Source organism: Streptomyces sp. NPDC030021 (genome assembly GCF_055574035.1).
Window position 1 is genome coordinate 37,453 of the sequence record NZ_JBVIAH010000006.1, and the last position, 14,938, is coordinate 52,390.

General features: G+C 71.4%; 15 protein-coding genes. 3 read left to right on the plus strand and 12 right to left on the minus strand.

All coding sequences use genetic code 11. The annotated features are described in order from the left end of the window. Positions 1 to 4: 4 nt before the first annotated feature. The 4 genes from fxsA to ACZ4YL_RS13435 form a co-directional block, all read right to left on the minus strand. Positions 5 to 577, minus strand: a complete 573-nt coding sequence (gene fxsA / locus ACZ4YL_RS13420; RefSeq protein WP_468116348.1) for an FxsA family membrane protein — start codon at positions 575 to 577, stop codon at positions 5 to 7. 121 nt (positions 578 to 698) lie between these two features. Next, positions 699 to 1,532, minus strand: a complete 834-nt coding sequence (locus ACZ4YL_RS13425) for a polyprenol monophosphomannose synthase (RefSeq protein WP_468116350.1) — start codon at positions 1,530 to 1,532, stop codon at positions 699 to 701. 304 nt (positions 1,533 to 1,836) lie between these two features. Continuing rightward, entirely contained in the window at positions 1,837 to 3,465 is a 1,629-nt protein-coding gene (locus ACZ4YL_RS13430; protein WP_468116352.1) for an amidohydrolase, read from the minus strand. A gap of 62 nt (positions 3,466 to 3,527) precedes the next feature. Beyond that, positions 3,528 to 3,968, minus strand: a complete 441-nt coding sequence (locus ACZ4YL_RS13435; protein ID WP_030011705.1) for an Lrp/AsnC family transcriptional regulator — start codon at positions 3,966 to 3,968, stop codon at positions 3,528 to 3,530. A gap of 217 nt (positions 3,969 to 4,185) precedes the next feature. Between ACZ4YL_RS13435 and ACZ4YL_RS13440 the strand changes: the two genes are divergently transcribed. Further along, entirely contained in the window at positions 4,186 to 4,665 is a 480-nt protein-coding gene (locus tag ACZ4YL_RS13440; protein ID WP_468116354.1) for a hypothetical protein, read from the plus strand. Positions 4,666 to 4,681: 16 nt separating this feature from the next. Here the strand turns inward: ACZ4YL_RS13440 and ACZ4YL_RS13445 are convergent, their stop codons facing one another. Beyond that, complete coding sequence (locus tag ACZ4YL_RS13445) at positions 4,682 to 5,773, minus strand: phosphotransferase family protein (protein ID WP_468116356.1); 1,092 nt, start codon at positions 5,771 to 5,773, stop codon at positions 4,682 to 4,684. A gap of 39 nt (positions 5,774 to 5,812) precedes the next feature. Then, a complete protein-coding gene (locus tag ACZ4YL_RS13450) occupies positions 5,813 to 6,946 on the minus strand; it encodes an Rv3169 family protein (RefSeq protein ID WP_468116358.1) in 1,134 nt (377 codons plus the stop codon). Between the two features lie 1,232 nt (positions 6,947 to 8,178). Between ACZ4YL_RS13450 and ACZ4YL_RS13455 the strand changes: the two genes are divergently transcribed. Then, entirely contained in the window at positions 8,179 to 8,604 is a 426-nt protein-coding gene (locus ACZ4YL_RS13455; RefSeq protein WP_468116360.1) for a hypothetical protein, read from the plus strand. Positions 8,605 to 9,009: 405 nt separating this feature from the next. Here ACZ4YL_RS13455 and ACZ4YL_RS13460 read toward each other — a convergent pair whose 3' ends face one another. After that, the gene (locus ACZ4YL_RS13460) at positions 9,010 to 10,266 is read right to left on the minus strand and encodes a helix-turn-helix domain-containing protein (protein ID WP_468116362.1); all 1,257 of its coding nucleotides are present in this window, start codon (positions 10,264 to 10,266) and stop codon (positions 9,010 to 9,012) included. A 686-nt stretch (positions 10,267 to 10,952) separates the two neighbouring features. Further along, the gene (locus tag ACZ4YL_RS13465; RefSeq protein WP_468116364.1) at positions 10,953 to 11,534 is read right to left on the minus strand and encodes a YrhB domain-containing protein; all 582 of its coding nucleotides are present in this window, start codon (positions 11,532 to 11,534) and stop codon (positions 10,953 to 10,955) included. 226 nt (positions 11,535 to 11,760) lie between these two features. On the opposite strand from ACZ4YL_RS13465, the gene ACZ4YL_RS13470 reads away from it, so the two are divergent. Continuing rightward, complete coding sequence (locus ACZ4YL_RS13470) at positions 11,761 to 11,955, plus strand: hypothetical protein (RefSeq protein WP_468116366.1); 195 nt, start codon at positions 11,761 to 11,763, stop codon at positions 11,953 to 11,955. Between the two features lie 6 nt (positions 11,956 to 11,961). On the opposite strand, the gene ACZ4YL_RS13475 is transcribed toward ACZ4YL_RS13470, so the two are convergent. The 4 genes from ACZ4YL_RS13475 to ACZ4YL_RS13490 form a co-directional block, all read right to left on the minus strand. Next, entirely contained in the window at positions 11,962 to 13,134 is a 1,173-nt protein-coding gene (locus ACZ4YL_RS13475) for an acyl-CoA dehydrogenase (RefSeq protein ID WP_382546234.1), read from the minus strand. Between the two features lie 147 nt (positions 13,135 to 13,281). Continuing rightward, positions 13,282 to 13,980, minus strand: coding sequence for a TetR/AcrR family transcriptional regulator (locus ACZ4YL_RS13480; RefSeq protein ID WP_468116368.1), 699 nt, complete (start codon positions 13,978 to 13,980; stop codon positions 13,282 to 13,284). Between the two features lie 155 nt (positions 13,981 to 14,135). Further along, entirely contained in the window at positions 14,136 to 14,288 is a 153-nt protein-coding gene (locus ACZ4YL_RS13485; protein ID WP_301372466.1) for an SCO1431 family membrane protein, read from the minus strand. A gap of 214 nt (positions 14,289 to 14,502) precedes the next feature. Beyond that, entirely contained in the window at positions 14,503 to 14,934 is a 432-nt protein-coding gene (locus ACZ4YL_RS13490) for an SPW repeat protein (RefSeq protein ID WP_468116370.1), read from the minus strand. Between the last annotated feature and the right edge of the window lie 4 nt (positions 14,935 to 14,938).

The window sequence follows — 14,938 nt, forward strand, 5'->3', positions numbered from 1 at the left end:
CGCCTTACGGGGCCAGCGGCGGCCGGTACGCCGTATCCGGACCGTCCTGCCCGCCGGGCCCGTCCTCGCGGATGACCTCACCCTGGACGACCTTGCCGTCGGGGTAGTGGATGCGGGCCTGCTGGAAGGCGTCGCCGAAGCTGCCGGCGGGGGCCGAGGCCATCTTCCGCTCCAGCGAACGGGCCGCCCTGCGGCCGATCCAGGCCCGGACGGGCGGCAGCAGCAGGACCAGACCCGCCACGTCGGAGATCAGGCCGGGCAGCATCAGGAGCAGGCCCGCCAGCATCATGAGGCCGTTGCCCTGGCCGGGCTGCTGCGGAGTGGGCTGCTGCCCCTGCTGGGCCTGCTGGAAGGTGCTCGCCAGGTTCCTGAAGGCACGCCGCCCGGCCCGCTTGATGACCACCGCGCCCAGGACGATGCCGCCCGCGAGCAGCGCGGCCACGGCGAGCCCGCCGGCCACGTCCGCGACCACGGTGAGCAGCCAGATCTCCAGGATCAGCCAGGCAGCGATCGCCAGGGGGAGGAACGTACGGGCGGGCGAGCGCCGCCGGGGGGCCGTGGAAATGCCGGTCGTCATACCATCCAGTGTGCCTGGAGCCGCATAAAAGCGGCCTCAGCCGGAGGTACCGGACATCCCCTAGGGGGTTCTTGGCGAGCCCTGCCTGATCAGCAGGACGCCCCCTGAGGTGTCCGGCCCGTCAGGCCCCGCTGCCCGGCCTGCCGGCCTCCGGGCCGCCGCCCTTGGCGCCGTCCTTGCCGCTGCCCTTGCCGCTGTCCTTGCCCAGCAGCTTGGAGGCCTGGGCCTTGATGCCCCACTGGGTGACCCGCCACAGCGCCTCGACCAGGATGTCCTTGCTCATCTTGCTGTCGCCGAACTCACGCTCGACGAACGTGATGGGGACCTCCACCACGCGGAAGCCCTTCTGCACGGCCCTGCGCGCCAGGTCGACCTGGAAGCAGTAGCCCGCCGAGGCCACCTCGTCCAGTCCCAGCCCCTCCAGGGTCTCCCGGCGGAACGCCCGGTAGCCGCCGGTCACGTCCCGCATCGGGAGGTTCAGCATCAGACGGGAGTACGTCGAACCGCCGCGCGAGATGAACTCCCGGCTCTTCGGCCAGTTCACCACCCGCCCGCCCGGCACCCAGCGCGAGCCCAGGACCAGGTCCGCGCCGGCCAGCGCGGTCAGCAGGCGGGGCAGCTCCTCGGGCTGGTGGGAGCCGTCGGCGTCCATTTCGACGATCACCCCGTAGCCCTGCTCCAGGGCCCAGACGAAGCCCGCCAGGTAGGCGGCGCCCAGCCCCTCCTTGCCCTTGCGGTGCAGCACGTGGACGTGGTCGTCGCCGGCCGCCAGCTCGTCGGCGAGCTTGCCGGTGCCGTCCGGGCTGTTGTCGTCCGCGACGAGAATGTGGGCCTCGGGCACGGCCGCGCGCACACGCCCGACGATCAGCCCGATGTTCTCCGCCTCGTTGTAGGTCGGAATGATCACCAAGGCCGTACCGAGCGGTCCGTAGGTCCGCTGTCCGCCGTCGCTCACTGAGTCCCCTTTTGTGCGCTTGCACGTCCTGTACGTCTGGTCGCAGAGGATGACTTTAGAACAGTGGCCGGGGCCCGCGGTCCTTCGGGCCGGTCAGACGCCCGCTGGCTGCGGGCCGCCGTGACCGTTGTCTACTGGACCGCGGACCCCGACCCGGGGCCACCCGCCGCCCGGCGAAACCTTCCCTCGCCCCCGAGGCGCGGGCGCGCTGCGCAGACGGAGTCGTCCGGCACGGACTTCCTGCGGTGGACCCGGCCGAACCTATCCGGGTCCGACCGCCCGTACCGAACCGAGGCCCGCCGGATCACCCCTGTGGGCGTACGAATACCTCCCGCCCGCCGACGACGGTGGCGAGGCACACCGGCAGTGCGGATCCGGGGGTCAGGTCGGGCAGTCCGGGGGTGCCCGAGCGGGGGTCGGTGGACCAGCGGGCGACCCGGTCGTCGGGGGCCTGGACGACCAGGTCACCCGTCTGCCAGACCGCGTAGTCGGCCGGTGCGCCGGGGACGAGGACGCCCGCGTCGTCGCGGCCCAGGGCCCGCCAGCCGCCCCGCGTGTGGGCGGTGAAGGCGGCCCGTACGGAGATCCGGTGCTCCGGGGTCCGGTGGAAGGCGGCCGCACGGACGGTGCCCCACGGGTCGAGCGGGGTGACCGGCGCGTCCGACCCGAAGGCCAGCGGGACACCGGCCTTGAGCATGGCCGCGTACGGGTTGAGGGTGCGGGCCCGCTCGGCCCCGAGGCGGTCCGCGTACATGCCGTCCTCGCCGCCCCAGGCCGCGTCGAACGCGGGCTGCACGGAGGCGGTCAGCCCCAGCTCCGCGAAGGCCGCGATGGTGGCCGGGGTCATCATCTCCGCGTGCTCCACCCGGTGCCGGGCGGCACGGACCCGGGCCAGGCCGACCTTCTCGGCGGCCGCCCGGACGCCCTCGACGACGGCGGTGATCGCGGCGTCCCCGATGGCGTGGAACCCGGCCTGGAGACCCGCCTCGGTGCAGGCGGCCACGTGCTCGGTGACGGCGTGCACGTCGAGGTACTCGGTGCCGGTGTGCGCGGCGTCCGCGTACGGGGCGTGCAGGCAGGCCGTGTGCGAGCCGAGGGCCCCGTCGACGAACAGGTCTCCGGCGGCTCCGACGGCCCCGAGCGCTCCGGCCAGTTCCAGGTCGCGGTCGGCCCAGTACCCGAAGACGCGCGGACCCGGCCGCTCGGCGGCCAGGGCGAGCAGACCGGCGAAGTCCTCGGCGGAGGAGATCTCGGGCCCGCCGCACTCGTGGACGGAACCGATGCCGAGGGAGGCGGCCCGGTCGAGGGCGGCCCGCTGGGCCTCGGCGCGCTGGGCGGGGGTGACGGCGGCCAGCGCGGCCCGCCGTACCGCGTGGTGGTCGTCACCGGTCAGTGGCCGGTCCCCGTCGGGGCGTACCCCCGGGACGAGGGCGAGCAGGGCGGTGGTGACCACGGCCGAGTGCACGTCGACGCGGCTGAGGTAGAGCGGGCGGCCACCGGTGGCCTCGTCGAGCTCGGCGCGGTACGGGGCCCGGCGCTCGGGCCAGCGGGCGGCGTCCCAGCCGTGCCCGAGGAGCACCCGGTCGGCCGGTCGGCTCGCGGCGTAGGCGCGTACGAGGTCCAGCGCGGCGGGCAGGGTGCGTGCCCCGGAGAGGTCCAGCCCGGTGAGGGCCAGGCCCGCGGAGGTGGTGTGGACGTGGGCGTCGGTGAAGGCCGGCGTGACGAGCGCGCCGCCGAGGTCGACGACCTCGTCCACGCCCTGCGCGAAGGCGTCGGCGGCGCCCTCGGAACCGACCCAGGCGATGCGGCCGCGCTCGACGACCATCGCGGTGGCGAAGGGGTCGGCGGGGCTGTGCACCTCGCCCCCGCGGAGGAGAACGGTCCTGGTCGGTGCTCCGGCGGCGTCGGCGGAGTGGGCGGTGCGGTCAGTCATGCCGACCAGTGTCCCGCGTCGCCCACACCGGCCCGACCACCGGGTCCCCGCTCGGGCGCGGGTCAGACGCGGGGCGGGCGCGCCTCGTAGGGGGTGGACAGGACGACCGTCGTGCGCGTCGAGACGTGGGCGAGGGCGCGCAGGCGGCCCAGGAGGTCTTCCAGCTCCAGGGGGGTGGCGACGCGCACCTTCAGGATGTAGTTCTCGTCGCCCGCGACGCTGTGGCAGGCCTCGATCTCGGGGACGCCGGCCAGCCGGTCGGCGATGTCGTCCGGGGCGCTCGGGTCGAAGGGCTTGACCGAGATGAACGCGGTCAGCGGCAGGCCGACGGCCTCCGGGTCGACCACGGCCGCATAGCCGCGGATGACCCCGCGCTGCTCCAGACGTCGTACTCGCTGATGGACTGCCGACGTGGACAGTCCCGTGGCCTTGCCCAGATCCGTGTAGCTCATCCGCCCGTCCCGCACGAGCAGATCAACGATCTGGCGGTCCAGCTCCTCCATTGCGCTCATAGCCGCTCAACTTACGGCCCAAGGGCGCTCCAGGCCCAGTGCTGTCCGCCCACTGGAGGCATCTGCGGCAGGCATGTGACCAAGGCCACAGGGGTATGCAGGTGGAGGCCTGTCTGTTGTGGTTACTCGTGACGCTCGACGGGAATTGGTTGCTGTGGCCGTGGCTGAAGAACCTGCCCGCCCGGCCCACCCAAGGGGGAGTACATCCATGCTGAACACCAAGCGCGCCGGTCGCACCGAACCGGAGCCCCTGGAACTGCTCGATTCCGGGGACGGACCGTACCCGGACGGCGGCGGGGATGGCGATTACCTCGACGAGATCGAGGGATTCGAGATCCACCACGCGATCTGCCCCGACTGCGGCCAGTCGATCGCCCTCGTCGCGGACGAGGAGTTCCTGCCGCAGCACGCCCTGTGCCTGACCCCGTGGAACCCCTTCGGCCTCACCGTGTGCGCGGGCACCGGCCGGCCCGCGAGCGACGCCCTGCCCACCGTCGGCATGATCCAGCCGGTGGAGGCTCAGGAGCTCGAACCCGTCGCCCTGTCGGCCCTGCCCCAGGGCCTGGACTGGCGGACGCAGCCCTTCTCGCACGTCGGCGGGCCGGGCTCGCGCCCGGTCCGTGCGGTGAGCCCCGTGCTGCCGCGGCCGCAGGCGCAGACGCGGCAGCAGCACGCGCAGGCGGCCTGACGGCCGCTCCGCTCCCCTACCAGTACGTTCCCTGCACCATGGCGGCCAGACTGGCATGGTGCAGGATCAGGCTGTCCGGGTCCGCCGGGACCTCGACCTCCCCGAAGTGGGCCTGCCGGTAGGCGATGCGCAGCATCACGATCCCGTGCCGCAGGGCCGCGTACAGGGTGTGGAACTCCATGTCCCGCGGGGTGTGGCCGGTGAGCTCGGCGTACCGGCGCTCCAGGTCCTCGCGGCGCAGGAAGTCCGGCAGGCCGGGCTGGCCGAAACCGACCGTGAGGTCCTGGAAGAACCGGTGCAGGTAGACGGTCCAGCCGAGGTCCACCTCGCGCGGGGCGTACGCCGCCATCTCCCAGTCCAGTACGGCCACCGGCGCGAAGCCGTCGTAGATGACGTTGCCGATGCGGGCGTCGCCCCAGTTGAGGACGGCGGGGCCCTCCTCCCGCGGCCACAGCTCCTCCAGGCGGGCGAACGCCCGCTCGATGAGCGGGGACGGTGCGAGCCCGCCCACCACCCAGGAGTAGTAGGCGCGTTGGGCGTCCACGTGCCGGCGCAGCGGCGTACCCTCCCCGTCGGGGAGGAGGAACTCGGCCTCCTTGGACGGGAACTGGTCGTGCAGCCGGGCCAGCAGCGAGATGCTCGCCTCCTGGAGGGCGGCGCGCTCGGCGTCGGTGGCGGCGTGCAGCCAGTTGCCCTCGTAGGTGTAGGGCATGACATCGGGCGGGACCCGGCCCTCGGCCCGGGCCATCACGAAGAACGGCGCCCCCAGCGGTCCCGGATCCTCCTCCAGCCACTGCACGCGCGGAACGGGCAGGTCCGTGTGCTGGGCGACCAGGCTCATCACGCGGTGCTGGCGCGGCATGTCGTACGCCGGGAAAACCGTGTAGGCGGCCGGGTCGGCGGCGAGCCGCAGCGCGCAGGCGCGCAGCGGGGTGTCGGGGTGCTCTATGTCGAAGAGCAGCGTCTCGCTGGACATCCCGTTGGATCCGGGGACGGAGACGTTGGTGACCTGCGCGCCGGGAAGCCTGGTGTCCAGCCAGGCGGCGAGACGGCGGCCGAGCTCCTCGGGCTCCCGGGTGGAGGTACGCGGACGTGGTGCGGTGGCCATGGCCGATCCCCTTTCCTGCTGGGCTTCTTACCGGGTTTCCTACTGGGCGACGGAGGAGTAGTCGGCGAAACCGCTCGGGTCGTGACGCCCGAAGCTGCCGTGTTCGAAGATGCCGTGGCCGATCTGCCCGTCGAGGGTGAAGCGGGCCGAGTGGTCGGTCACCCCGAAGGCGGCCATCGGGTGGGCCGCGGGGTCGGAGAGGTCGTAGACGCGGCGGTCGCTCCAGCCGCGCCCCTGCCAGGTGCCGTGCTGCCAGTCACCGGCGGGCGGATATCCGGCGCCGACGGCGAGCGGGGAGGAGTTCAGGATCTCCACGCCCAGTTCGAGGGGCTTGCGGGAGGGGTCGGTGAGGTGGACGACCGCCCGCTCGGGGTGCCGGCTGCCGGGCCGGTAGCGGATCTCGGTGTGCGGCCAGCCGAGTTGGACGTCGTGGCGGCCACCGCCCTCGGGGAAGACCTGCACGGCTTCGTTCAGGGTGCGGTGGCCGTCGGCGTCCTCCTGGGCGATGACCATGACGAAGCGGTCCTCGAAACGGACCGGGATCCACAGCCAGTGGAAGCCCTCGGGGCGATGCTCCTCGGCCGCGCGGCCCCCTTCCTCCCCAGGGATCGGCCGCACGCCCCAACTCCGGTCACGGGTGCCGGTCCACTCCCCCGGCGTGAGGGTGAACTCCTCCCCCTTGGCCCGGATGGTTCCGGTCACCTGGCCGGCCTGCACGAAGCGGCGGCCTTCCAGCATGAGGCGGTCGCCGCGCCGCTGGACGTGGTGCGGCTCCCAGACGGCGGGGAACTCGGCGGTCCAGGTGATGTCGTACGAGAGCCCGTGCGGGTCTGCCGGATCGGCGGCGCAGCGCAGCGTGAGCTGCTTGAGCGGCACGTCGACGGTGATGGACAGGGGCCCCACCGAGAGGTTCATCCGGTCGTCGGTGAGGGCGTCGGAGGCCCGGACGGCGAGCAGCTCGTCGCCGACACGGAGGGTGGCGTAGGCGTCGATGACCCCGGCGTTGGGGTAGACGCCAAGACCGAGTATCAGGACGGCGCGGCCGGCATGATCGAAGACGTGGAAGATGCACCGGTCGTAGGCGTTGCGGTCACCGCTGACGACGTGCTTCATCGACAAGGGCGCCTGGTGGATGGGGTATTCGTCGAGCGCGACGGGCCGGTCGGCGGGCATGGCGAACCTCCTGGACGGGCGGCTTCGGGACAGCTTGAGGGCGGCTTCGGGGGCAGCTCAGGCGGATATGACGGTACGTCAGAAACCGGCCTCGGGGCCACCCTTCTGGCACGCTCTGACAGAGCGGCGCGGCGTGCCGGGGCCTCCCGGGCGAGGCGGAGGAGGCGGGGCGGGGGGGCGGAGTCGGGCGGGCGGGGTCTGCGGCGCGCGGCCGCAGCTACGCCGGCGGACGCCGGGAACGGGAGTCAGGACCGGGGGCGGCGGCCCGGGGGCGCGGGAGCCACTTGACCGGCATCAGAGTCGCGTATGGAGGTTTCCCGTCAGTCTCATCGTCTCTCCGTGTCGGGCTGGTCCCTCAAGGGCGCTCCTTCGTCGCGTCGCTTCGCGATGGCCTCCGGCCACCCTTGACCGACCGTCCCGCCCCGGACATACGAAGACCGCCGGAAAACCCCCAAAGGAACGGGCCGGTCTGAGCCTTCAGGAACGGGGCGGCCAGAGACGCGCGAGGAGATCCCGGCGAGCACGGTCCAGAGACGGGGCCCATAGGAGCGGCCTGCCGTGTTGGGGGAAGCGCATCCAATCGCTACGCGCTCCTCACCCCTCAGCGTCTCCAGACCGTCTTGGGCCGGACACAGCCGACCGCTGTGGATCAAGACCGCCCTGGCCGGGAGACGGATCCGGCCAGGGCGTTTGTTCCGGGGATCAGGCTTCGGACGGGGAGCACGCTCCGCACTGCACGTTCAGGGATGCATGAGTCTTGAGATCGACCATGATGGTCACTCCGGCTCCGTGGGGGCAGATGCGACGGGCCCGCTTGCCCGGTCGGCGCTCAACCCGGTTCGCGCTCCAGCTCGCCACCGCGTCTCGGAAACGAGGATCGACCCACACCCCACGCCACGCTTCTTCTTCGCTCACCGCAGCCCCTTCCTCACGGAATGCAGTCGACTGTAGTGGACCGGAGGCGGCGCGTCAGGCAGGCGGCGGGGCGGCACACGCCGACCCTCCCTCCGTGCACTCGCTGTGCATGCAGTCACCGGCGTGAACCTCCGTGTCCGCCGCGGGCCCCCACAGGTACGCGTCCGGCTCGTACCCGGCCTCCCGAATCGCGTGCATCGTGTGGTCGAGTGTGTCGGCATCGCGCCGCAACGTTTCTGGGCCTCTGGCCTGTGGTCGACGAAACGACCGCCCGCAATGCACAACTCCCGATACAGGGCCGTGTGGAGGATAAGGGCGTGCCAGCCCAGGTCCACCAACTTGGATGGGCGCAGGTGCCGACCTGTGGCCTGCGTGGCGGTATCGACGAACTTGAGTGCCTCGTCGACGATCCGGACGGCGAGTGCTTCCTCCACACCGTCGTTGTCGCGCTGTACGAGATGCACGACACGGTTGAACCCGTCGTCGGACAGGAGGTGTCGGGCGGATGGCTTCAGACCGGCGGGTGTTGCCATCAGCTTCCTTTGCCTTCGGAGGGGACGGCGAGCGCGACCCGCCTGCGGCGTGAAGTCGGCTCGCAGGCAGGGTCGTCGGCCTGGTGCGCCCAGTTGTTCGGACGGGCGCCGGAGGCCGATTCGAGCGGGATCACCAGCGCCACGCCCTGGATGACGAGGTCGCAGTACACGCAGTACTTGCTGCCGGTGTTCACGTCGATCCAGGAGTGACGGGCTGCCAGCAGGACACCGAATGGTGGTCGACCGCCCAGCCGTAGCCGCACGGACGGCAGTGCGCCATGGTCTTCCCGCAGTACCCGGGTACGAGAGGCGCCTGCAGGCCGCAGGCGCAGGGAAGGTGTTCGGACGCGCACGTCCCGTCCTGGTGCGGGCCCTCCGAGCGTGTGACTTCCAGCGTGAGTCGGGAGAGGTCGTAGGCTGCGCGCCGCAGTTGGTCCACACGCGCGTCCGAATCCGGGCGCACCCCGCTGCTCATCGCGCCGCCCACGTTGCGCCCAAGCTCTCTAACGCCATGTCCAGGGTCATACGTGCTTGCTCCCTACCGTCGTCAGCGGGTGATACGACGACGGTAGGGGCGCTCCAGTTGAATCAGGGGCCCGGTTTCGGCCCCCTCGGTCAGGCAGCCATGAGGCCGATGTCCACGGCCAGCCGACTGGCCCTCTGACGCCTCTCCGGAACCCGCGATGCGGTTTCCTCCAACACGATGCGACGCGCGTACCCGTTGTATCGGATCGTCTCGGGCGCGGCCTCGTGCGCCTGCGCAAGCGCGGCGAGCGCGACGTCCGGCTGCGCGTCCAGGTGGTAGGCGCGGGCCTGTTCAATCCGATGGCGAGCCCGTCGGGGCCGCGACGGGATCCCATCCGCCTCTGCCCTGTTGGCCTGCCGGACGGACTCCCCGCCGGCGCGCAGTTCGACCGCGACAGTGACACCGTGCGCACCCATCACTGCCTTACCGAACGACGTCACACGGTGGAAGTAGCCGACAGGGAGTTGCGCCGCTACCTGCCCGGCTCGATCCCACCAACCCCACGCAGTAGCGGAGTCGCGGCGCTTGGCCGCAGTGAATCCCGCCTCGAATCGCAGGGCACCGACGACGGCCTGGACGTCCGGGAGGGCCTCCGACAAGCCTGGCTCCAGCAGGCGCAGGGCGTCCATGACGACGTTCTCGGCCGCGTCGTAGTGGCCTGGTCCGGAGTCGCGGTGCGCTTGTGCCGACAGCCATGCCGCTAGGCCGATGGCGTGCGGGTCCTCCGACTCCTGTGCCGCCATGATGCCTCGTTCTGAAACACGCCACAGCAGTCCGGCGTCCGGCTGGTAGGCAACGAAGAACTGAGTCAGAAAATACGTTTCCGCCAGCAGAACCTGGGCCGCCCGCCGGTCGGCGGCCGTGTCGGCATGCCTGACGCTCCGCTGGGCGTCTCGGATGAGACCGGGCAGCAGCCCGCCGATGACGTCCCGGTGATTGGGAGAGCTGTGCCGGGCGGCCCAGGCCGTGTCAAGTGCGGCGCGAAGAAACGCGGTTGTGGGGGCCGGTCCGTCGCCGACCGAAGGGAAAGCGGACAATGCTGCGCGCACAGCGGGTAGTTTGTCGTGCCCTGGGCCGACGAACAGGTCGGTGTACGGTTCGGCGCCCGCGTCCCCTACAAGGTCGTTGAGACGGCGCACACGAAGGGCCTCGGCAATGCGGAGGATCTCAGGCAGTCGCGGCATGCGCATGGCTCCGGTCTCGACTTTCTTGACCCACGACGCGTGATGACCGAGAAGGCCGGCCAGTTGTTCGCGGGTCATGCCTCGGCGGGTGCGGTAGATCTGGACACGTTGCCCGAACGCGATGGGGTTGTCGTAGGGGTCGGGAGTAGCATCAGGTGACATAGCGGCCTTGCCCTTCTGCCGTACAACTCGACGCTGACAGCGTATGGGCCAAGGCTGCCTCCGTGTGATCGAGAACCCACACAAGCACCCCCTCCTCCGGCCTGATGGCGTGAGACAGCGGCTATTGCGTTATGGAGCCGGGTCAGCGCACGTGGACGCCCCAAAAGGCCGACCATTTGCCCCGACTATCCCTGTCTGCAACCCTGCTTGTGGACTCGATCCGGCGTTGACCCGGATCCACAACGGAATAGCCGAGACATCAGCCGTCAGTCCCTCACAACGGCCCCGGCCGGTCGTCGGACGCGTGAATGAAAGGCCCCCTGGGGTGGTGGGCGGCCTATGTCCGGCTCAGGACGGTCGTCGGACGCTGAGAGATGAGGAGCGCGTAGCGATTGGACGCGCTTGCCCCGACCCGGCGACCGGTCCGAATGGGCCCCGCCTCGGGAACGCGCCCCGCGCCCGACCAGGTCGCGGATCTCTGACGCGCCCGTCCTGATCCTTGAACACCCGGCCCGTTCCTTTGGGGGTTTCCCGGCGGTCTTCGTATGTCCGGGGCGGGACGGTCGGTCAAGGGTGGCCGAAGGCCATCACGCAGTGACGCGACGAGGAGCGCCCTTGAGGGACCGGCCCGACACGGAGAGACGATGAGACTGACGGGAAACTCCCATACGCATCCCGGATACCGATCAAGAGGCTCCCGCCCCCGAAGCCCCCAGACCTCCACCGGACCCGACCGGCCCCGCCAGCGTTTCCACGGGCAGAGCCGCCGAGTCGCCCTCTTTCCGGGTCAGGCTCGCCAGCTCTTCCGGCGGTTCGGCACCGTCCCGGACGGTCGCCACGTAGACCTTCGCTTGCTGCAGACTCAGCCGTGGGGCCTGCTTGCGCAGGTGGCTCATGGCGGCCACGAGGCCGGCGGAGTTCGCGAGCTCACGCACAGCGGCGGCCAGTGCGTCGGGCGGTCTGACGCCCTTGGTCTGCAGGAGGTACTGCTCCTCCCAGCCCTCGTCCAACCACCAGGCGGCGGGGACGTAGTGGATGCTCCCGTCGTGCCGGTCCACCAGGCAGTGGCCGCCGCCACCCATGAGGCTGTCGCTCGCGTCACGGGTGCGGGCGTACTCCGCCGTGTTCCAGAAGGCGAGCCAGCCGACCGCGTATTCCTCCACGTGGCAGACGGCCAGCTCGGGTACCGGCCCTCTCCACGGCCACGTCAGCCGGTCCCTGGCCAAGTAGGAATCGACGAGCTCGACGGCGCGTTCCTTGGAGATCACCGCTTCATTCTTCACCAGAGGCCGGGAGGAGCGGTCAAGGGCCGTGGGCGGCGCGTGACCGCCCGCAGGCAGTGGCCTGACGCCGGGGCGCGCTGCCCGACCGCCCCGCCCCCGGCGACACCTCGAACGGATAGCCGCACCCCGGGGGCGATTACCCGGTCCTTCGGTTCCGCGTTGGCCGGGTATGACCATGCTTCAGTCTTCAACGGGCCGAAGGCGTCGCCCGGTGGCGCCGGGTTTCGAAGAATCGGTTCAGCGTCCGCGTGAGCAGGCGCAGCAGGTGCCGGATCCGCCGATCTACCAGGATCTGCTGGCGCGGTGGGCCGATGCCGGCCGGACGCTGCCCGGCCGGCGTGACCCGGAGTGGTCGCGGCTCACGTCCTCCCCGGTCTGGCCCACCACCAGCAGCGGGCTGTACTGACCGAGGTCAGCGCGTCTCCGGGCCCGCCAGGTGACGGGCGATGACCATGCGCTGGATCTGGTTGGTGCCTTCCACGATCTGGAGCACCTTCGCCTCCCGCATCAGCCGCTCGACGGGGAAGTCCGCCGTGTAGCCGTATCCGCCGAGGACCTGCACCGCGTCCGTGGTGACGGCCATCGCCGCGTCCGTGCAGAACAGCTTGGCCATGGCCGCCTGGCGGGAGAACGGCTTGCCCGCGTCCCGCAGCCGTGCCGCGGCGAGGTAGAGCGCCCGGCCCGCCTCGATCTTGGTGGCCATGTCGGCCAGCATGAAGCGCAGCCCCTGGAAGTCCGCGATCGGGTGCCCGAACTGCTTGCGGTCCAGCGCGTACGTCAGGGCCTCGTCCAGTGCGGCCTGGGCGACGCCGATGGCGCAAGCGGCGATGCCCAGGCGCCCGGCGTCCAGCGCGGCCAGGGCGATGGTGAAGCCCTGCCCCTCCTCGCCGATGCGGCGGGCGTCGGGGACCCGTACGCCGTCGAAGTGCAGCTGGGCGGTGGGCGAGCCCTTCATGCCCATCTTCTTCTCGGGCACGGCCGCGGTCAGGCCCTCCGCGTCCCCGGGGACCAGGAAGGCCGTGATGCCCTTGGGGCCCTGGGCGCCGGTGCGCGCGAGGACGGTGTAGAAGTCGGCGACGCCGCCGTGGGTGATCCAGGCCTTGGTGCCGGTGATGATCCAGTCGTCGCCGTCGCGCACCGCCTTGGTGGAGAGCGAGGCGGCGTCGGAGCCGGCGGCCGGCTCGGAGAGGCAGTAGGCGCCCAGCAGGCCGCCGCCGAGCATCGCGGGCAGGTGGGCGCTCTGCTGCTCCTTGGTGCCGTAGCCGGCGAGGCCGTGGCAGGCCAGGGAGTGCACGCTGACGCCGAGGCCGACGGTCAGGCGGGCCGCGGCCAGCTCTTCCAGGACCTGGAGGTAGACCTCGTACGGCTGCTCGCCGCCGCCGAATTCCCCGGGGTACGGAAGGCCGAGCAGGCCGGCTTCGGAGAGCAGGGTGAAGACCTCCCGCGGGAACCGGCCGGAGTCCTCCTCCTCGGCTGCCTTGGGGCGGATCTCCCGCTGCGCGATCTCGCGTACGAGGGCGAGGAGGTCCCGGGACTCCTCGGTGGGCAGCTGTCGGTCCACCGGCTGCGGGGCGCGGTCAGTCATGGCGGCGCTCTCCTCCCTGGTCGGGCACGGCGGCGACGCGTGAGGTGTGGGACGCGCCGCCGGGTCTCGGTAATCTCACAGCCGATGTTGCCCTCCCGGGTTACGGAAGGGGCTGTTCAGCGGCTGCGGCGGCTTGAGTATGCCCGATCAGGGGCTTCCCGTCACCGGGGCAAGATCATCGAGGGGATCGAGCGGCTCTTCGGGGCCGGGAGGTGCCGGACACTCCGGGACGAACTCCTCGATCACCTCCAGTGTCGCGCGCAGCTGGCGCACCAGCAGGGCCCCGAGCTCGGTGCGATCGGGCTGGTCGGGCCGGCCGGGGGCGCTCGGTGCCCCGATCCAGTCCAGGGTGGTTCCTTCGACCCCGGAGAGCCAGCCCACGAGGGCGAGCCGGGCGATCGGCGGGAGGGTGCGTCGTCCGTACGCGCCTTCGGCGATGGTGGCGACGAGCTCCTCGCGGACGGCGTCGCGGATGGCGAGGACCTCGGCGTCGGAGCCGACGCCGCCGGTGACGATGGTGCGGTAGGCGGCGTGGTGGTGCTCGGCGTAGTGCAGGTAGGCGTCGACGGTGCGGCGGACGCGCTCCGCGCCGGGCAGGCCGGTGTCGCCGCCGGCCCGGGTGACGAGCTCGGCCACGGAGTCCTCGACGATGGCGAGGTAGTAGCCGCGCTTGCTGTCGAAGTAGTAGTAGATCAGCCCCTTGGCGACGCCCGCCTGTTTGGCGATGTCGTCCATGGAGAGCGCGTCGTACGAGGTGTCGGCGAACAACTTGCGCCCGGTGGCTATGAGTTCGGCCCTCCGTGCCTGCGATCGGCCGGTCGTTCCCCGCTGTTGACCATTATTCAAATTCAGCCCTAGCTTCGAACTGCCACAGGACGCCCACCCTAGGGCAGACCCTGCGCGCCGAGCCCGTTTCGCACGTCCCTGCGCATCGGACGACGTGCGGGAGGTACGGTCTCGCGGTCAGGCCCGAGGCCTCGCGATCCCGGATCGGGAGGGGCTCAGAGCCAGCCGACCTGGGTGACGAACATGGCGACGACGACCACGAGGGTCCAGCCGAGCACGTGCTCCAGCCAGCTGGAGTCATCCTTGGGGCCTCCGGTCCGGACGAGGTCCCGGGGCACGGCGATGGGGGCGGCGCTGTCGGCAGTCATGACGTCCAATGTGCCAGCGTTCGCGGCTTTCGCGGTAGGGACGCCATGGGTGGCATGCGTCACGCAAACCCCGACATACAGGGACAGAGAAAAGGGCAGGGACAGAGGCGGGGGCCGACCCCGGCCGGCGCCCCGGCGGCAGACGGCCGGGTCCCGACCTCCTCGGACGGGACCCGGCGCGCTCATTCATCCGGCGCCTCCTCCGGCGCCCCGGTCAGGCGCGGGCCTCACGGTCGCGGCTCGCCATGCCTGCCATCGCGAGGCCGAGGCACAGGGCGACACCTCCGGCGATCACATTGCTGACCACCGTTCGCGTCGTGTCCATCTCACCGGCGATGGCCCACGGGGCGATGATCGTCCACGCACCGAGGGCGACCGCCGTCCACGCCATCGCGTGGGTGCGCTCGTAGGCGGAACCCAGACCGCTCATGCACAGGCAGAAGGCCAGGCCGGCGATCAGGTTGTTGATGGCCAGCGGGGTGAGGCCGCTGAATCCGACGATCCACGGCGAGGCGGCCAGGTACAGGCCCGTGATCAGGGCCAGTGCCTCGACGGCCTGCGCCCGGGGAGTGCTGGTCACCCGCTCGAACCGGGTGCGCATCTCGGCGAGATCGGGGTGGTGCTCGATGCTGGGATGGGTGGTCATGGCC

Coding starts and splice junctions, on each gene's coding strand:
- fxsA (WP_468116348.1), bottom strand. CDS start 577: ATGACGACCGGCATTTCCACGGCCCCCCGGCGGCGCTCGCCCGCCCGT.
- ACZ4YL_RS13430 (WP_468116352.1), bottom strand. CDS start 3,465: ATGACTGACCGCACCGCCCACTCCGCCGACGCCGCCGGAGCACCGACC.
- ACZ4YL_RS13435 (WP_030011705.1), bottom strand. CDS start 3,968: ATGGAGGAGCTGGACCGCCAGATCGTTGATCTGCTCGTGCGGGACGGG.
- ACZ4YL_RS13440 (WP_468116354.1), top strand. CDS start 4,186: ATGCTGAACACCAAGCGCGCCGGTCGCACCGAACCGGAGCCCCTGGAA.
- ACZ4YL_RS13445 (WP_468116356.1), bottom strand. CDS start 5,773: ATGGCCACCGCACCACGTCCGCGTACCTCCACCCGGGAGCCCGAGGAG.
- ACZ4YL_RS13450 (WP_468116358.1), bottom strand. CDS start 6,946: ATGCCCGCCGACCGGCCCGTCGCGCTCGACGAATACCCCATCCACCAG.
- ACZ4YL_RS13460 (WP_468116362.1), bottom strand. CDS start 10,266: ATGTCACCTGATGCTACTCCCGACCCCTACGACAACCCCATCGCGTTC.
- ACZ4YL_RS13475 (WP_382546234.1), bottom strand. CDS start 13,134: ATGACTGACCGCGCCCCGCAGCCGGTGGACCGACAGCTGCCCACCGAG.
- ACZ4YL_RS13485 (WP_301372466.1), bottom strand. CDS start 14,288: ATGACTGCCGACAGCGCCGCCCCCATCGCCGTGCCCCGGGACCTCGTC.
- ACZ4YL_RS13490 (WP_468116370.1), bottom strand. CDS start 14,934: ATGACCACCCATCCCAGCATCGAGCACCACCCCGATCTCGCCGAGATG.